Consider the following 13,625-nt stretch of genomic DNA (forward strand, 5'->3'; position numbering starts at 1 on the left):
TCGTACAGGCCGACACATCGGTTGAAGACAGGGACTGTTTAAGCGTCGTATTCTTTTTCATGGACTCGCCCTCGCTGCCGTTGGCTTCTTAGACTGCCACCGTGGCGCATTGACGCCTCGGCGTGGGCGAGTCCATCCAATTACAGGGGGATTATTTGCAGACTTCAGCAATGGCTTCGGCCAGCAAATCCAGACGTGTCGCATCAATCCCCGCCACGTTGGCCCGGCCGGAGTTGACCATGTACACGCTGTGATGATCACGCAGCTGTTTAACCTGCTCCGCCGTCAAGCCGGTGTAGGAGAACATCCCGCGTTGTACGCCAATGTGCGCAAAACGCTCGCGCAAACCATAGGGTTCCAGCGCTTCGACCAGACCGCTACGCAACTGGGCGATACGCAAACGCATGGCTTCCACTTCGTCGGCCCAGAGGCTTTTCAGCTCTGGATCGCCAAGAATGGTCGCCACTACGGCTGCACCGTGATCCGGCGGCGTCGACCACAGATTACGGGCGATGTTGGCCAGTTGGCTGCGGATGTCCACGAGCTTGTCAGCGGTTTTTGCGCAGACAATCAGCGCGCCGGTGCGGTCGCGGTACAAACCGAAGTTCTTCGAACACGAACTGGTGATCAGCACTTCCGGCAACGCGTCAGCGAACAAACGGGTCGACCAGGCATCCTGCTCCAGTCCATCACCGAAGCCTTGGTAGGCGAAGTCGATCAACGGCAACAGATCGCGACTGCGCACCACGTCCAGCACACGGCGCCAGTCGTCATGGGAAAGATCGAAACCGGTCGGGTTGTGGCAGCAGGCGTGCAGCAACACGACGTCGCCCTTCGGCGCTTCACTCAGTATCGCGAGCATGGCGTCGACGTCGAGGCGGTTGTCGCTGCCAACGTACGGGTAATGGCTGACCTTGACCCCGGCCGCCGCGAAAATGGTTTCGTGGATCGGCCAGGTCGGATTGCTCAACCACACGCCACGGCCCGGCAGGCACTGGGCGATGAAATCGGCGCTCAAGCGCAATGCACCGGTGCCGCCCGGGGTCTGGGTCGCCCCAGCGCGTTGCCCGGCGATCAGCGCGGAGTCCGCACCGAGCACCAGCTCGCTGATGGCTTTGCCGAACGCCGGTTCACCGTGACCACCGATGTAGGTTTTGGTGGTTTGACGATCCACCAGACGCTGCTCGGCAAGCTTCACCGATTGCGGAATTGGCGTCAGGCCCTGGGCGTCTTTATAGACACCCACGCCGAGGTCGAATTTGCGCGGGTTCGGGTCCTGCGCATAGGCTTCCATCAAACCGAGAATCGGATCGCCGGGGACTCGACCTATGGCGTCGAAATGCATTATTTGCGGCCCTCGGCGTCCTTGGCCACTTCATCAGTGCGCGCGGCCATGATGAAGTCGTTGCGGTGCAGGCCCTTGATGGAGTGGCTCCACCAGGTAACGGTGACTTTGCCCCACTCGGTCAGCAGGCCTGGGTGGTGACCTTCAGCCTCGGAGATTTCACCGACGGCGTTGGTGAACGCCAGGGCGTGTTTGAAGTTTTTGAACAGGAACTGTTTTTCCAACTGCATCACGCTGTCGCGGACTTCGATGTTCCAGTCCGGGATCTGCTTGATCAGTACCGGCAATTCTTCGTCGCTGACCTGAGGGGCATCGGCGCGGCAGGCTTCGCAGTGGGCTTGGTTCAATGTGGACATGATGAATTCCTGAAATCGAATTATTGGAAATCGGCCGTCAGTGTCACCACGCTAAACCAAAGCGTCGGTTCCTGACAGGCTCACTTGATTCTAAAAGCAGCGGATCACGCAGCCTTTGGCGGAAATTTTGGTGTGTGCAAGCCCAGCTGCATGCCTTGTTTGACCATGCTCATGATGTCTTCATGAGCCACATCAAACAGACGCTTGAGGTTCGGCAAGACAAAGTACAGCGGTTGCAGGATGTCGATGCGATATGGCGTGCGCATGCATTCCAGCGGATCGAAGGTCTGATGGTCAGGTTCGTTCGACAGGCAGTAAACGGTTTCTTTTGGAGAGGAAAGAATGCCGCCGCCGTAAATGCGCAGGCCTTCAGCTGTATCGACCAGACCGAACTCGATGGTCATCCAGTACAGGCGAGCCAGGTACACGCGTTCTTCCTTGGTCGCTTGCAGGCCAAGTTTGCCGTAGGTGTGGGTGAATTCAGCAAACCAGGGGTTGGTCAGCAGCGGACAGTGGCCAAAAATCTCGTGGAAAATGTCCGGCTCTTGCAGGTAATCCAGCTCTTCGCGGGTACGAATAAACGTCGCCACCGGAAACTGCTTATTGGCCAGCAATTCGAAAAAAGTCTGGAAAGGAATCAGCGCCGGGACTCGGGCCACTTGCCAGCCGGTGGTTTCACCGAGGACTTTGTTGATTTCACCGAGTTGCGGAATGCGGTCGTGGGGCAGACCGAGTTTTTCGATACCGTCCAGGTATTCCTGGCACGCACGACCCTCGATCACTTTCAATTGACGAGTGATCAGCGTGTTCCACACCGCGTGTTCTTCAGCGGGGTAGTCGATAAAACCTTGCGCATCGGGCTCGCGAGCCACGTATTGCGTCTGCTTCATGCTGCTCTCCTGCTAGGGGATTCGTTCTTGTTATGTACTGCTATTGACCTAGAAATACCCCAAGGAGTGCGGCGTTGCAGCAGGCGTTCTGCGCTTTGCGTAGGAATATTCGCCATTTTTCGTAAAGTATTCGTTACGGAATCACCGCAATGGCGCAGCTACTGAGATTTTCCGGTTTGAAAAGGCGTTGGGGTGTCACATAATCTTGACGACTACTTTGGCGCCAGCGCAGAAAAATTCTTGCGCGGGGCCTCGATTCCCCCTTTCTTTGGGCCTTTATATGCGTATCAAAGTCCACTGCCAGAACCGCATCGGTATCCTGCGCGACATTCTCAACTTGCTGGTGGAATACGGGATCAACGTCGCTCGTGGCGAGGTCGGCGGTGAGCATGGCAATGCGATCTACCTGCATTGCCCGAACCTGATCAACATTCAGTTCCAGGCCCTGCGTCCGAAATTCGAATCGATAGCCGGCGTATTCGGCGTCAAGCGTGTAGGGCTGATGCCCAGCGAGCGTCGGCACATGGAGCTCAATGCCTTGCTCGGTGCCCTGGAGTTTCCGGTGTTGTCGATCGACATGGGCGGCTCCATCGTCGCGGCGAATCGTGCGGCGGCGCAGTTGCTCGGGGTGCGGGTGGATGAAGTGCCGGGGATTCCGCTGTCGCGTTACGCCGAGGATTTTGATTTGCCGGAGTTGGTGCGGGCCAACAAATCGCGCATCAACGGGCTGCGGGTCAAGGTCAAGGGCGACGTGTTTCTGGCCGACATCGCGCCGTTGCAATCGGAGCATGACGACAGTGAAGCCATGGCCGGTGCGGTATTGACGTTGCACCGCGCTGACCGGGTGGGCGAGCGCATCTATAACGTACGCAAACAGGAACTGCGCGGGTTCGACAGCATCTTCCAAAGCTCGAAAGTGATGGCAGCGGTAGTGCGCGAAGCACGCCGCATGGCGCCATTGGATGCGCCGCTGTTGATAGAAGGCGAAACCGGCACTGGTAAAGAGTTGCTGGCGCGCGCCTGTCACCTGGCTAGCCCGCGCGGGCAATCTCCATTAATGGCGCTCAATTGCGCCGGTTTGCCGGAGTCGATGGCCGAGACTGAATTGTTCGGTTACGGCCCCGGCGCCTTCGAAGGCGCGCGTGCAGAAGGCAAGCTTGGGCTGCTGGAGCTGACGGCGGGCGGTACGCTGTTTCTCGATGGCGTGGGGGAAATGAGCCCGCGCTTGCAGGTGAAATTGCTGCGTTTCCTGCAGGACGGTTGCTTCCGGCGTGTGGGCAGCGATGAAGAGGTTTATCTGGATGTGCGGGTGATCTGCGCGACTCAGGTGGATTTGTCCGAGCTGTGCGCGCGGGGCGAGTTTCGCCAGGATCTGTATCACCGTTTGAACGTGCTTTCGCTGCACATTCCGCCACTGCGTGAATGCCTCGATGGTTTGACGCCGCTGGTGGAGCACTTCCTCGACCAAGCCAGCCGGCAGATCGGTTGCCCGTTGCCGAAACTGGCGCCGGCAGCGATGGAGCGGCTCAGTCATTACCACTGGCCGGGCAATGTCCGGCAATTGGAAAACGTGTTGTTCCAGGCGGTTTCGTTGTGTGAGGGCGGGACGGTCAAGGCCGAGCATATTCGCCTGCCGGATTACGGTGTGCGTCAGCCGCTTGGCGATTTTTCGCTTGAGGGCGGGCTTGACGAGATTGTCGGGCGTTTCGAGAAGGCTGTGTTGGAGAGGCTGTATTCCGAGCATCCGAGCAGTCGGCAACTGGGCAAGCGGTTGGGGGTTTCGCATACGACCATTGCCAACAAGTTGCGTGAGTACGACGTCGGCAAAGAACCGGGAAGCGCATAGACCCCTGTAGCAGCTGCCGAGCCTGCGAGGCTGCGTCCGGCGGCGAAGCCGTCGTGAGTTCAGGCACTGAGATCCTTCAGGTAAACCGCATACATAGGGTTTACGACTGCTTCGCAGCCGAACGCAGCCTCGGCAGCTGCTACAGGGATCCCATTGAGTTCATGAGGTCAAGCGTTGCCACCCACCGGCATAACACCGCCGGTTTTTCGACTTTGACACAATCTCTCATTCCTCTCTGAAACCCCTCAAGTCCTTTGTTTGCCGGGCCTGGCGCCGCAAAAAAAAAGTTGGTCTGCAAATTGCTTGACGCTCAGCAGTACAGCGGTGGGCGGCAAACGTCCGGCATGCAGAGGAAAGAGCGTGGACAAGTACCTTTATGTGGCAATGACCGGCGCCAGCCAGAATGCACTGGCGCAGAAGGCTCATGCCAACAACCTGGCAAACATCTCCACCAACGGTTTTCAGAAGGACCTGGAACAGGCCCGTTCGATGCCGGTGTTTGGTGACAGCTTTCCGGCGCGTGCGTTTGCCATGACCGAGCGCCCGGCCACCGACTTCTCCCCTGGTTCGCTGGTTGAAACCGGTCGCGACCTCGATGTCGCGGTGCAAGGCAACGGCTGGATCGCCGTGCAGACCCCCGATGGCGCTGAAAGCTACGTGCGCACCGGTAGCCTGAACGTGGACGCCCTTGGCGTGCTGCGTGCCGGCAACGGTATGCCGGTGATGGGCAATGGCGGACCGATCGCCGTGCCGCCCGAGCAGCAAATCGAAGTGGGTGAGGACGGCACCATCAGCATCCGTGCGATGGGCGAAGGCCCGCGCGTGATGGCTGAAGTCGATCGCATCAAGTTGGTCAACCCTGACCTGAGGAACATGACCAAAGGCCTGGACGGTTCGATCCACACCAAGGACGGCAAGCCGGCGCAAGCCGATTCCGGCGTCAAACTGGTGTCCGGGTTCCTGGAATCGAGCAACGTCAACGCCGTGGAAGAAATGACCTCGGTGCTGGCGCTGGCCAAGCAGTTCGAGCTGCACATCAAGATGATGAACGCCGCCAAAGACGATGACCAGGCCATGGCTCGGGTCTTGCAGATCAGCTAATTACCAGAACGTCGCGCCGTAAAACAGGCGCACGAGGAGAATCGAATGCTTCCGGCTCTATGGGTTGCCAAAACAGGTCTGTCCGCCCAGGACACTAACCTGACCACCATTTCCAACAACCTGGCTAACGTGTCGACCACGGGTTTCAAACGTGACCGCGCCGAGTTCCAGGACTTGCTCTATCAGATCAAACGCCAGCCAGGCGCCCAGTCGACCCAGGACAGCGAACTGCCGTCGGGCCTGCAAGTGGGTACCGGTGTGCGCATCGTCGGCACCCAGAAAAACTTCACCGCCGGCAGCCTGCAAACCACCGAGCAGCCGCTTGACTTGGCGGTCGACGGTCGCGGTTTCTTCCAGATCCTGCAGCCGGACGGCACCACGTCCTACACCCGTGACGGTACGTTCCACCTCGATTCCAACGGGCAGGTCGTCAACGCCAGTGGCTTCGCCCTGGAACCGGCCATCGTTATTCCCAACGAAGCACAGACCTTCACGGTCGGTCGCGACGGCACCGTGTCCATCACCGTTCCGGGTAACCCGGCCAGCCAGGTGATCGGCAACCTGCAAACCGCTGACTTCATCAACCCGGCCGGTCTGCAAGCCGTGGGTAACAACCTGTTCCTGGAAACCGCTGCCAGCGGCGCACCGCAAGTCGGTACACCGGGCCTGAACGGTTTCGGCACCACGCTGCAGAACACCCTGGAAACCTCCAACGTCAGCACCGTTGAGGAGATGGTCAACATGATCACCACTCAGCGCGCTTACGAGATGAACTCCAAAGTGATCTCTACCGCCGACCAGATGCTCTCGTTCGTAACGCAGAATCTGTAATCAAGTCTATGAGGCGGCCATGAGGTCGCCTGCAACACCGTGAGGTAGGGTCATGAATCGCTTTGTATCTGTTCTGGCACTGAGTGGGGCTGTTGTGCTCGCAGGCTGCGTCCCAACGACGCCCAAGCCCAATGACCCTTATTACGCCCCGGTGTTGCCGCGCACACCGTTGCCGGCGGCCGCGAACAATGGCTCGATTTACCAGGCCGGTTTTGAGCAGAACCTGTACACCGACCGCAAGGCGTTCCGAGTGGGTGACATCATCACCATTACCCTGAACGAGAGGACCCAGGCCAGCAAAAACGCCAACTCGCAAATTGGCAAGAACAGCAAGGCCAACATTGCCCTGACCTCGTTGTTCGGCTCCACACCCAACACCAATAACCCGTTCGGCAGTGGTGACCTGACGCTGGACGCCAGCTATGAAGGCGACCGCGCGACCAAGGGTGACAGCAAGGCGGCGCAGGGCAACACCCTCGTGGGCTCGATCACCGTTACCGTTGCTGATGTATTGCCCAACGGCATCATCGCAGTACGTGGCGAGAAGTGGATGACCCTCAACACCGGCGATGAGCTGGTGCGGATTGCCGGGCTGGTGCGCTCCGATGACATCTCGACCGACAACACTGTTTCGTCGACCCGTGTCGCCGATGCGCGCATCACCTACTCGGGCACCGGTTCGTTTGCCGATGCGAGTCAGCCAGGCTGGTTCGACCGTTTCTTCCTCAGCCCGCTGTTCCCTTTCTAGGTGGCTACGTTGAATTTCAAACACCTGATGGTGGCCGCCTTGTTGCTGTCTGCGGCGTTCAACGCGCAGGCCGAGCGGCTGAAGGATATCGCCAGTATTTCTGGCGTGCGCTCCAACCAATTGATCGGCTATGGCCTGGTGGTCGGGCTTAACGGCACCGGTGACCAGACGACCCAGACGCCCTTCACCCTGCAGACCTTCAACAACATGCTCTCGCAGTTCGGCATCAAGGTGCCGCCGAACTCGGGTAACGTGCAGTTGAAGAACGTTGCAGCGGTATCGATCAGTGCGGAACTGCCGGCGTTTGCCAAGCCGGGTCAGCAGGTCGACATCACCGTTTCCTCCATCGGGAACTCCAAGAGCCTGCGCGGCGGCACCTTGCTGCTGACGCCGCTCAAAGGTATCGACGGCAACGTCTACGCCATCGCTCAGGGCAACCTGGTGGTGGGCGGTTTTGATGCGGAAGGTCGTGATGGTTCGAAGATCACCGTCAACGTTCCGTCAGCGGGTCGTATCCCCGGTGGTGCGTCGGTCGAGCGTTCAGTGCCAAGCGGTTTCAACCAGGGCAATAGCCTGACGCTGAACCTCAACCGTTCGGACTTCACCACCGCCAAGCGCATCGTCGACAAGATCAACAACTTGCTGGGTCCTGGCGTTGCCCAGGCCATTGATGGTGGTTCGATTCGCGTCAGCGCCCCCCTTGATCCAAGCCAGCGCGTCGACTACCTGTCGATCCTGGAAAACCTTGAAGTCGATCCGGGTCAGGCGGTGGCGAAAGTCATCATCAACTCGCGCACCGGCACCATCGTGATCGGCCAGAACGTCAAGGTTTCGCCAGCCGCCGTGACTCACGGCAGCCTGACCGTGACCATCACCGAAGACCCGATTGTCAGCCAGCCTGGCGCTTTTTCCAACGGTCAGACGGCCGTTGTTCCGCGCTCGCAGGTTAACGCGGTGCAAGAAGCCAAGCCTATGTTCAAGTTCGGCCCGGGCACTACCCTCGACGAAATCGTCCGTGCGGTGAACCAGGTCGGCGCGGCGCCGGGTGACTTGATGGCAATCCTTGAAGCATTGAAACAGGCTGGCGCATTGCAAGCCGACCTGATCGTGATCTAAGGGCGGCTGTCATGGATATGCGCAAAAGTGGTCTGGTCAGCAGCAGCGACTCCGGTTCCTATTCGGACTTGAATCGCTTGAACCAGCTCAAGGTGGGCGACAAGAACAGTGACGGCAACATGCGTAAGGTTGCGCAGGAGTTCGAATCGCTGTTCCTTGGGGAAATGCTCAAGTCCATGCGTTCGGCCACCGAAGCGCTGGGCCAGGACAACTCGCTCAACACCCCGGCGGCCAAGCAATACCAGGAAATGTACGACCAGCAGTTGGCCATTTCCATGTCCCGCGAAGGCGGTGGTATTGGTCTGGCAGACGTGCTGATGCGCCAGATGTCGAAGAACAAACCGCTGGCGCCCGGTGAGGCGGCGGCCCTGTCTGCCGCCAAGCAGGAAGCGGCGAAATCGGCGGTGGCGACGCCGATCGCGGCAGGCACTGTGGCCACCGACGGTCCGCTGTCGCGGCTCAATGGTCAGCGTCCGTTGTGGGCATCGCGTTCGGTGAAAGCGCCGACAGGCGAGGGCGCGCATCGCAATGACATGGAGCTGATCAATCAGCGCCGTCTGGCCTTGCCGCCGAAACTGGCGGATCGCTTGCTCGCCGGTCTGGTGCCTTCGGCCACGACCACAGCGACTGCCAGCAAACCCTTGTTGCCTGAGCGAGACGCCGCGACGCCGACGGTCGCAACCGGTGCCGGCCCGCTGTTCAACGGCGATTGGCTGGCCTCGCAAACAGACACCAAATCGAGCGGGCGCCTGCAGATTTACGGCCGTGCCATGGCGCAGATTCCCTTGGCACCGCCAAAGAAAGCTTTCAGTTCCGCCGACGAATTCGTCAACACCATGCTGCCGATGGCCAAGGAAGCGGCCGAGCGTATTGGCATCGATCCGCGTTACCTAGTGGCCCAGGCCGCCCTGGAAACCGGTTGGGGTAAATCGGTCATGCGTGCCCAGGATGGCAGCAGCAGCCACAACCTGTTCGGCATCAAGACCGGTAGCAGTTGGAAGGGTGATTCGGCGCGGGCAATCACCAGCGAATTCCGTAACGGAGAGATGGTCAAGGAGACGGCCGAGTTCCGTTCCTATGACTCCTACAAAGACAGCTTCCATGACCTCGTGACTTTGTTGCAAAACAATAATCGCTATCAAGATGTCGTGAAGTCTGCCGACAACCCAGAACAGTTTGTACGCGAGTTGCAGAAGGCCGGGTATGCAACCGACCCGGATTACGCAAGCAAGATCTCGCAAATCGCCAGGCAGATGACGAGTTACCAAAACTACGCTGCGGCGGGCGCTTCCACCACGCCTTTATAGGCACAAGGCATAAGGTCTGAACCATGAGTTTGCTCAATATCGGGATGTCGGGTCTGGCCGCTGGCCAATCCTCGTTGATGATTACCGGCAATAACATTGCCAATGCCGACACCGCCGGTTACTCACGCCAGCAAACCGTACAGGGCAGCAAAGCCTCGAATCAGTTCGGCAATGTCTACATCGGCAGCGGCACGACCCTGGCCGATGTGCGTCGCGTCTACAACAGCTACCTTGATGCGCAATTGCAGACCACCACCTCGCTCAACAGCGATGCGGCCGCGTACGCCGGGCAGATCAACCCGCTCGACGCCTTGCTGTCGGACAGCGGCACCGGCCTCAATGGCGCGCTGACCAAGTTCTTTGCTTCGGTGCAGAACGTCAACGCCAAGCCGGGTGACGATGCGTCCCGTCAATTGCTGCTCAGCGATGCTCAGGCCTTGAGCAACCGTTTCAACTCAGTGTCCGCCCAGTTGACCACGCAGAACGCGAACATCAACGGCAACCTGTCGAACATGGCCGATCGGATCAACAACCTGGCCGCCACCGTGGCGCAGTTGAACCAGAAAATCTCCGAGATTTCCAAGGCAGGCGGCATGCCGAACGAGCTGCTCGACGCTCGCAACGAAACCGTGCGTCAGCTCTCCTCCTTCACTGGCGCGCAGGTCATCGAGCGCGATGGAAACCTTGATGTTTACCTGGGCAGCGGTCAGCCGCTGGTCATGGGCAACACTGCCAGCACCCTGGAAGTGGTGCCGAGCCAGGCCGATCCATCGCGCATGGGCATTCAGCTCAACCGTGGTTCGAGCACCGTCGACATCACCTCGGTGATGACCGGTGGCGAGATGGGCGGGCTGCTGCGCTATCGCAGTACCGTACTGGATCCGGCCATGAACGAACTGGGTCGCGTGGCCCTGGTCGTCGCTGATCAGATGAACAGCCTTCAGGCCCAGGGCATCGACAAGAACGGTGACTTCGGTTCGAACCTGTTCAATAGCATCAACAGTGCCGCACAGATGGCTAACCGCAGCGTCGCCACCGTCGGTAACAGCGCCGGTTCCGGCAACTTCGATGTGAGCATCGAGGACAGCGGCAAGCTGACCATCAACGATTACAAAGTCACCTTCACCAGCGGCACCGACTACACCGTGCAGCGTCTGCCGGAAGGTACGTCCATGGGCGCTTTCAGCACCCTGACCACGCCGCCACCGGTGATCGATGGGTTCTCGATGACGCTCGGCGGTGGTACAACTGCCGCCGGTGACACGTTCAAGATCACGCCGACCCGCAACGCCGCGACCAACATCAAGACCGAGATGACCGACTCCAAGCGGCTGGCGATCGCGGCACCGTTGGGTGCGGCCATTGCGCCGAGCGGCAGTGGCACGCTGACGATTCCAGCCAGCGGTCAGCCGACCCTGACTACGAAATTCGACATCTACGACGCGGCCACCACCACCGCGATGCAGAACGGCCTGAAAAACTCCACGCCGACCAAGGTCGTGTTTGGCGATGTTTCTGCCGACGGCACCAGCCAGACCTACCAGTTTCTGGATGCCAAGGGCGGGGTTATCAGCAGTGGCACCATCAAGCCTGGCGAGAACAACACCCTGAGTCTGACTGTTCCGCTCAAGGACGCCAGTGGGGCGCCGATCCCGCCTGCACCCGCCACGCAATACACCGTCAGCTTCGACATGACCGTGGCCGGCTCACCGGGCAAAGGCACCGCGATCAACGTCTCGCTCAGCCAACCGGGCAGCCTGGATAACCGTAACGGTACAGCGCTGGCCGATTTACAGACTGCAAAGACCGTGGACACCGGTTCGGCGAGCCAGGGTATTTCCCTGAACGACGCCTACGGCAAACTGGTCGAGGGTGTGGGTTCCAAGGCTGCCCAGGGCAAGCTCGACAGCGCGGCGACCGGCGCCATCCTGGCCAACGCTAAAGGGGCTCGCGATTCGTTGTCCGGTGTCGACCTCGATGAGGAAACCGGCAACCTGGTCAAATATCAGCAGTACTACACCGCGTCTTCGCAGATCATCAAGGCTGCGCAAGAAATCTTCAGCACACTGATAAACAGTCTTTAAGGAGTCGTAGCCCATGCGCATTTCTACCGCCCAGTTTTACGAGTCCTCGGCTGCCAACTATCAGAAGAATTTCGCCAACGTGGTCAAGAGCAGCGAAGAGGCCAGCAGCCTGGTTCGCATCAATACCGCGGCCGATGATCCGGTCGGCGCTTCGCGATTGCTGCAACTGGGTCAGCAGGCTTCGATGCTTGATCAGTACACGCTCAATACCAACACCATCAAATCCACATTGGGCACGACCGAATCGGTGATGACCAGTATCGGGAATGTGCTGCAGCGTGCCAGAGAACTGGCAATTGGTGCAGGCAATGGCGCCTATACCGACGCTGATCGCAAAGCCAATGCCTTAGAGTTAGGGCAGATTGAAGAGCAATTGCTGAGTTTGATGAACTCGAAGGATGAAAGCGGTAAGTACATTTTCGCCGGTTCCAAAGGCGACATTGCTCCGTTTTCACGCAATTCCGATGGCACCTACAGTTACAACGGAGATCAGACGACGCTGAATCTGCCTATCGGCGATACGATGTCGATGGCCACCAACAGCACGGGTTGGGAAGTATTTCAGCAAGCAATCAATACCAGTCGAAGCCAAACCGCACTGACAGCGCCGGTTGTTAATGATGGGCGAGTGCTTCTGTCTGACGGTTTGATCACTGAAAGTGCGACCTATAACAATCGCTTTAAAAGTGGTGAGCCATACAAGGTCGAATTTGTGAGTGGCACACAATTCAAGATCACTGACGCCTTAAACAATGATGTAACGTCTGAAGTCAGCAACAGTGGTGTCTTCAGTTCAAAAGACGCAACTTCGCAATCCTTCAGTTTTCGTGGTCTTGATCTGCGGCTGAATATTAATCTGCAATCCGGTGATACTGACCCGGATGCGGTGATCGCTGGGCATAGCTTCAGTCTGGCGAGCAAGCCCGACAGCTTCAACGTCACTCGCTCTCCGGGTAATCCGTCTTCTGCGCAGGTGACCGGCAGTACCGTAAGTAACTCGGCGGCTTACATCGGCAGCTTTCCATCGGGAGGCGCCATACTCAAATTCACCAGCGACAGTGATTACGAACTCTATGCGTCGCCGATTACGGCGAATAGCAAACCTGTTTCCAGTGGTTCTATGGCGGGGTTGAGCGCAACGGCAGGGGGGGTGGACTTCACGCTCAGTGGCGCGCCACAGGCGGGTGACCAATTTGTAATTGCCGTCAACAATCATCAAACACAGAGCATTCTGGATACCGTCAGTCAGTTGCGGGCATCCTTGCTTGCACCGATTGACACTGATCCGGTCCTTGCTCAGCGTTTCAGTGCGGCGCTTAACGCTGGCATCTCCAATTTGACAAGTGGCGCCGAGCAACTCTCCAGTGCTTTAAGTTCGGTGGGAGGACGCGCAGCGGCTCTCGATACTCAGAGCGAAGCGAACGCCAGTATCGCATTGGCTAATAAGCAAACGCAGTCGGCCATTCGCGACTCCGATCCGGCAGAGGTAATGACCCGCCTGACGTTGCAGCAAACCATGTTGCAGGCTTCGCAACTGGCGTTCAGCAAGATCGCGCAACTCGGCCTGTTCAATAAGATCTGAGTCCGGGCGTCCTGCAAAGGATGCTCTGAAAAAGGCGCCGTTCAGGAGAGTCTGTACGGCGTATTCACCTGAAAACTCTCGCCAGGCAGTGGCACAGCAGGGTTTTTGCCGCTTTTTAACCTGCTCCTTGCCCTAATCTAAAATTTTTTCCTGCCGCCAGACCGTGTTCGATCACTTCATCGGGCGGTGCCTCTCTTTCTGGTCACTGCCGCCCACAAAATCAGACAGAGAACCAAGTCAATGTGCTTGGGCTGTTTCCAGCGTATCAACAGGTTCTTATTGTCCATCGTTTTGGCGTCTGCCATGCGGAGCCTTCCATTCATTGCTTCGAGCGTGAGTACGGGAGGGCGTCGTGGCATCGTGGCTTTGCCCGGTCACGAGGCTCAAATATCCATTTCCGACCTTGACGCACTGACCCG

The 13,625-nt window shown here is 58.6% G+C and carries 11 protein-coding genes; 8 read left to right on the forward strand and 3 right to left on the reverse strand.

Annotation, left to right across the window (positions count from 1 at the left end):
* Window positions 1-151: 151 nt before the first annotated feature.
* The 3 genes from KGB06_RS15090 to phhA all read right to left on the reverse strand — a co-directional run bounded on the left by KGB06_RS15090 (window position 152) and on the right by phhA (window position 2,591).
* Complete coding sequence (locus tag KGB06_RS15090; RefSeq protein ID WP_263288278.1) at window positions 152-1,345, reverse strand: amino acid aminotransferase; 1,194 nt, start codon at window positions 1,343-1,345, stop codon at window positions 152-154.
* On the reverse strand, window positions 1,345-1,701 hold the full coding sequence (locus KGB06_RS15095; RefSeq protein ID WP_223517021.1) for a 4a-hydroxytetrahydrobiopterin dehydratase: 357 nt from the start codon (window positions 1,699-1,701) through the stop codon (window positions 1,345-1,347). Before KGB06_RS15095 ends, KGB06_RS15090 begins: the two co-directional genes overlap by 1 nt.
* A gap of 104 nt (window positions 1,702-1,805) precedes the next feature.
* Window positions 1,806-2,591, reverse strand: coding sequence for a phenylalanine 4-monooxygenase (phhA, locus tag KGB06_RS15100; protein ID WP_223517023.1), 786 nt, complete (start codon window positions 2,589-2,591; stop codon window positions 1,806-1,808).
* Between the two features lie 280 nt (window positions 2,592-2,871).
* Here phhA and KGB06_RS15105 point away from each other — a divergent pair, with 280 nt between their 5' ends.
* From KGB06_RS15105 to KGB06_RS15140, 8 genes are all read left to right on the forward strand, one after another.
* Window positions 2,872-4,437 carry a sigma-54-dependent transcriptional regulator gene (locus KGB06_RS15105; protein WP_223517025.1) on the forward strand — a complete coding sequence of 522 codons (1,566 nt, stop codon included), beginning with the start codon at window positions 2,872-2,874 and terminating at the stop codon, window positions 4,435-4,437.
* Between the two features lie 360 nt (window positions 4,438-4,797).
* Window positions 4,798-5,538, forward strand: a complete 741-nt coding sequence (locus KGB06_RS15110; protein WP_223517027.1) for a flagellar basal body rod protein FlgF — start codon at window positions 4,798-4,800, stop codon at window positions 5,536-5,538.
* 45 nt (window positions 5,539-5,583) lie between these two features.
* Window positions 5,584-6,369 carry a flagellar basal-body rod protein FlgG gene (gene flgG / locus KGB06_RS15115; protein ID WP_223517029.1) on the forward strand — a complete coding sequence of 262 codons (786 nt, stop codon included), beginning with the start codon at window positions 5,584-5,586 and terminating at the stop codon, window positions 6,367-6,369.
* 52 nt (window positions 6,370-6,421) lie between these two features.
* A complete protein-coding gene (gene flgH, locus KGB06_RS15120; RefSeq protein ID WP_223517031.1) occupies window positions 6,422-7,117 on the forward strand; it encodes a flagellar basal body L-ring protein FlgH in 696 nt (231 codons plus the stop codon).
* Window positions 7,118-7,144: 27 nt separating this feature from the next.
* Complete coding sequence (locus KGB06_RS15125; protein ID WP_223517153.1) at window positions 7,145-8,233, forward strand: flagellar basal body P-ring protein FlgI; 1,089 nt, start codon at window positions 7,145-7,147, stop codon at window positions 8,231-8,233.
* A gap of 11 nt (window positions 8,234-8,244) precedes the next feature.
* Window positions 8,245-9,540 (forward strand): flagellar assembly peptidoglycan hydrolase FlgJ, encoded by a 1,296-nt coding sequence (gene flgJ, locus KGB06_RS15130; protein WP_223517033.1) that lies wholly within the window; start codon window positions 8,245-8,247, stop codon window positions 9,538-9,540.
* A gap of 23 nt (window positions 9,541-9,563) precedes the next feature.
* Window positions 9,564-11,624 carry a flagellar hook-associated protein FlgK gene (flgK, locus tag KGB06_RS15135; RefSeq protein ID WP_223517035.1) on the forward strand — a complete coding sequence of 687 codons (2,061 nt, stop codon included), beginning with the start codon at window positions 9,564-9,566 and terminating at the stop codon, window positions 11,622-11,624.
* A gap of 13 nt (window positions 11,625-11,637) precedes the next feature.
* Complete coding sequence (locus tag KGB06_RS15140; RefSeq protein ID WP_223517037.1) at window positions 11,638-13,206, forward strand: flagellar hook-associated protein 3; 1,569 nt, start codon at window positions 11,638-11,640, stop codon at window positions 13,204-13,206.
* Window positions 13,207-13,625: the final 419 nt, after the last annotated feature.

This window comes from Pseudomonas sp. GL-B-19, from assembly GCF_019956415.1.
In the GTDB taxonomy this organism is placed as follows: domain Bacteria; phylum Pseudomonadota; class Gammaproteobacteria; order Pseudomonadales; family Pseudomonadaceae; genus Aquipseudomonas.

Coding starts and splice junctions, on each gene's coding strand:
- KGB06_RS15105 (WP_223517025.1), top strand. CDS start 2,872: ATGCGTATCAAAGTCCACTGCCAGAACCGCATCGGTATCCTGCGCGAC.
- flgG (WP_223517029.1), top strand. CDS start 5,584: ATGCTTCCGGCTCTATGGGTTGCCAAAACAGGTCTGTCCGCCCAGGAC.
- KGB06_RS15095 (WP_223517021.1), bottom strand. CDS start 1,701: ATGTCCACATTGAACCAAGCCCACTGCGAAGCCTGCCGCGCCGATGCC.
- KGB06_RS15140 (WP_223517037.1), top strand. CDS start 11,638: ATGCGCATTTCTACCGCCCAGTTTTACGAGTCCTCGGCTGCCAACTAT.
- flgK (WP_223517035.1), top strand. CDS start 9,564: ATGAGTTTGCTCAATATCGGGATGTCGGGTCTGGCCGCTGGCCAATCC.
- flgJ (WP_223517033.1), top strand. CDS start 8,245: ATGGATATGCGCAAAAGTGGTCTGGTCAGCAGCAGCGACTCCGGTTCC.
- phhA (WP_223517023.1), bottom strand. CDS start 2,591: ATGAAGCAGACGCAATACGTGGCTCGCGAGCCCGATGCGCAAGGTTTT.
- flgH (WP_223517031.1), top strand. CDS start 6,422: ATGAATCGCTTTGTATCTGTTCTGGCACTGAGTGGGGCTGTTGTGCTC.
- KGB06_RS15090 (WP_263288278.1), bottom strand. CDS start 1,345: ATGCATTTCGACGCCATAGGTCGAGTCCCCGGCGATCCGATTCTCGGT.
- KGB06_RS15125 (WP_223517153.1), top strand. CDS start 7,145: ATGGTGGCCGCCTTGTTGCTGTCTGCGGCGTTCAACGCGCAGGCCGAG.